Source organism: Ruegeria sp. H3, from assembly GCF_056533095.1.
Window position 1 is genome coordinate 1 of the sequence record NZ_JBQFOD010000034.1, and the last position, 3,722, is coordinate 3,722.

2 protein-coding genes and 1 pseudogene are annotated in these 3,722 nt (G+C 53.7%); all 3 read right to left on the reverse strand.

From position 1 onward, the window contains the following. Nucleotides 1-419 precede the first annotated feature (419 nt). The 3 genes and pseudogenes from ACR0JE_RS19560 to ACR0JE_RS19570 all read right to left on the reverse strand — a co-directional run bounded on the left by ACR0JE_RS19560 (nt 420) and on the right by ACR0JE_RS19570 (nt 3,648). Nucleotides 420-1,001, reverse strand: coding sequence for a hypothetical protein (locus ACR0JE_RS19560; protein WP_480865353.1), 582 nt, complete (start codon nt 999-1,001; stop codon nt 420-422). Then, nucleotides 1,001-2,092: pseudogene (locus ACR0JE_RS19565) on the reverse strand (tyrosine-type recombinase/integrase). Before ACR0JE_RS19565 ends, ACR0JE_RS19560 begins: the two are co-directional and overlap by 1 nt. Nucleotides 2,093-2,415: 323 nt before the next feature. Continuing rightward, on the reverse strand, nt 2,416-3,648 hold the full coding sequence (locus tag ACR0JE_RS19570; RefSeq protein WP_480865354.1) for an HlyD family secretion protein: 1,233 nt from the start codon (nt 3,646-3,648) through the stop codon (nt 2,416-2,418). Between the last annotated feature and the right edge of the window lie 74 nt (nt 3,649-3,722).

Genomic DNA, 3,722 nt, shown 5'->3' on the forward strand with positions numbered 1-3,722 from the left:
TATGACAGATGCCCAAAGGTATTCCTTTCGGCCATCGCTCTAGCAGCTACCGTACTGTTCTGGCTGTAAATCAATGAGTCTGGAGCCTAGTCTGTTCCATGGGTGCCGATGGCAGACACGCGAGGTAGCTTTCACTGATTCCAGTGTAACGAGCGGCCTCCCTGGCCGTCAGATAGTTTGCCTGCATAGCATTGCTCCTTTGAACACGTCTAGGAGCAACAGAGAAACAATTGGAGTTGGCGTCATGGGTCGTGCAAAAGAATTAGTGGTCTTTACGCCCCACATACCTTCTCCAACTGCGAAACGCTGACGTCGGCAGTTCTTCTATGTCGAAGAGCTCAAACATATCGCTCAGAAATCGGTAGAATGGACCGCTTTCATTCATCGCTTTGGGAACTTTTATCGTTCCAGGGTGGCGCTCACAGAATCCAACACAAGCTGCCACCAGGCGCCAAGCCTCTATTGCTTTTTTTGCCAACCGGGACACCTTGAGCTGCCGCCTCTTCAGCGTCTTCGATCAACTCCGCGAAATGACGAAGTCTCCTGAAAAACTCTTCGCTTGCCAACATCGCCTTCCAGTGTGGAGACTCCTTCAATTTGTCAGTGAAAGTATCGTGGTCGCCTTCGGTGCCTTCATCTTCGTTTAACAACCTGCTTCTTTGAATAGCTCCGATACGAAATGCATCGCTAACAGGGGTGGGGAGACGGTCCAGAATTTCATCTGCCTCGTTCAAACGTGTTCTCAGTTTAGCGAGGTCTTCCGATACGCGTTTAGCTGACCAGAATTCATCCAGTTCATGCGCCTGATCGAAAACCAAGTAGTGCGCTACCCAACCAAAGCTCTCATCGTCAAAACACTCGTGTTTTTTAAAGTGTTTTCTAAGAAGTCGAATTAATTCGCTATGGAACTTGCTGGGGCCAGCTTCGAATTCCTCTTGGTCTGGCAAATCAAGTTCGAGTATTTCCGGGTCGATCGGCAATATCCAATCTCGCTCACTCATCAAAACCCACCGTTTTTGCCCGCGGTCCTGTGAAGCAACTCCCGACAGACAGTGTCCATCGCCGGCCTGAGTGCGTCGAGCGATGGCTTCACATAGCGCTGACCGGTGATCGAAAGCGGCGTGTGATTGAGCAGGCGCCCTACAATATCTTCTAATATCCCCGCCTCCATGGCGACCGTCGCAAAGGTCCGGCGATGGGAATGAATGGACCATTGCAGACGCTCGGGTCCCTTCAAATGTCCACTGGGCGATTTGGGCGACGGAAACACCCATTGACGATGCAGACCGCGCAGTGGTGCCAATATCTCGTGATGAACCTGTGAGATGGGAAGATCAAAACTGCGCCCGTTCTTGGTCATCGGCAAATGGATGTAGTCTTCGTGCACATTCTTCCATTCGAGCGTCAGCGCCTCGGTTTTACGAAAGCCTGTGAACAACAGCAATTCGTAGAAGACCTTGTGGATGGGGTTGTAGAGATCGTCCACTGATTGACGCCAGGAGCGTAAATCCTCAATGATCGCTCCTTCTGGCTTTTCTTCATACCACTCGATGACCATCGTCGGGCTTTCCGGCAGATCATGTACGCGCCGCGCATGGTTCCAGACGGTCCGAAAGTACTTCAAAGTATGATTTGCTGAGGATGGTGTCGCCGCCATGGATCTATGACGCTCAACAACCATCGACTTGGTGATCTCATCCAGCGGCAGGCGCAGCCAATCTTTCAAATGAAGCTCGAACTGCTGACGCACACCGGATCGGTGGGCCTCAGACCGAAGCTTGGGACGTGCCAGATAGGTTTCCATGGCCGTCTCCAGTGTGGGCGCTCCAATCTGCAGCTACCTGCCTGCTCCCCTGCCCCAGTCCAACGCGAAACCCAAAGCAGTTTGGCGTGCGACGTCCGCAGAAATCAGGGGGTAGCGCCCGATTAAAACCCATCGGGTTTGCCCTCCAACGTCTTTCTGGAAATACCAGGTTTTCGACTGTTTCCCCACGAAGAGAACAAGCCCCTTTACCTCGACATCCCAGTGCTTTGCAGTACCTTCTTTTGTTTGCGGAACCTTGCGTGCGAACGTCTCTGTGAGCTTAGGCATTTTATCGGCTTTTTGTCGGAATTGGATTGAAACCTGAGGAAACCACAGGAACCATTGTGACAAAATTAATTACTTATATTGAAACACTTGGCAAGACAGGGAATGTCTGGGAAACATACTGTCATTGCTTGGAAGGCAGGGGCTTTACCATTAAGCTATACCCGCTCACGGTTTTGGCTGGTTAGGACATGCGTCTGGGCGCGTCAAGCGCGAAGTGACCATATGAGGGTCAGATTTCTGCGCTGCGCTTTGACCACCAATTCGCTTCGCCCATCGGATCAAAGGCGGGCCAGCCCCGGAGAACGACCAGGGCCGGTTCAGGCTTAGTGGCCAGTTAGAACCAGGGTGTTGACCGGCATTAGGATCAATCGCAGGCGCAGCCCCGCCGCATGTACCACACCTATGGTGTCAACAACGTGAAGAAAGGCGCCTTCCCAGAACCCCAGGTCTTCGTGTTCAAGCCTTTCATGATTGTCAGTATAGACATTCGCCAGACAATTACTGCCCCGCGGAATGTCGTCGGCCATGCCTTTGTAAAGCGGCTCCATATAAACCAGTATGGACCCGGGAACCTTGTTGTTTTGCACATCGCGCAGCTCGTCCGATGGTCTGATCTGACCAGATGGGATGACATCCTGAACTTCGACCACAACCATCGGGATCACGGTAAAGGGTTTGGTCATGCATCCCAGCTCTCCGATCATGCCGGGTTTGATGACCTGTGCAGATAGCTGATTGAACGCCGCCTGAAACCGATCATGCCCGGAATGGGACGGCACGAGAATACCTGCGGGTCGCAACAGTGGACTGACATAATCCCCCACCTGCAACCCAAACTGTTCTACACGTCCGGTCACACCGGCATTGATCACAGTCTTGTCCAGTTCCGTCATCGCGGCATCGAGTTGCGCATTTGCGCTGGCAAGTTGGGCCGGGATCAATTCTTCGATTTGTTGAACAACCGCTGCCCGCTTGGACTGGGCTGCCGTTACCTGCGCTTCGCGCTCGGCCACGAGATTTTCTAACCGCTCAATCTCGGCCAATCGAACCGCGCTAGAGCCCTCGTCACGCAGCGTGGTGTTGCGCTCAAGGTCTTCCAGCGATTGCGCCAGCGCCGCGCGGGCCCCGGCAATACCTGCATCGGCTTCTGCCAGATCAGTTTCTGCCACTTTCAGTGAGGCCTGGACCTGAGCCACTTGCGCGTGCGCCGACTGAACCTGCGCTTGCTGAGTGAAATCCTCGATCCGGAAAATCGGTTGACCAGCGATCACCTGTTCGTTGTTGCGCACGTAAACTTCTGCCACACGACCGCCCAGTTGCGGCAGGATGGTAACCGTCCGGAAGTAGGATGCGGCACTGGAACTGGCCGGATGAAAGTAGAACAGCGTGGTAATCACCGTCAGGGCCAGGATGGCGCAGGTGGTCAAGCCCCAGCGCAATTCGTACCACATTGTGAACAGGGTGATTTCATGCCCGATGCGTTTGCCTTGCACAAAGCGGCGGAACAGATAATCGGGCAGCACCGTGATCAGGGCGCAGAGCATTGTTTCGATCATTGCCTACTGCTCCCGCGTTTCGCTAGTTTCTGCAACGGGTCCTCCGGCTTGCACAGCTTCGGTCACAGCGTCCG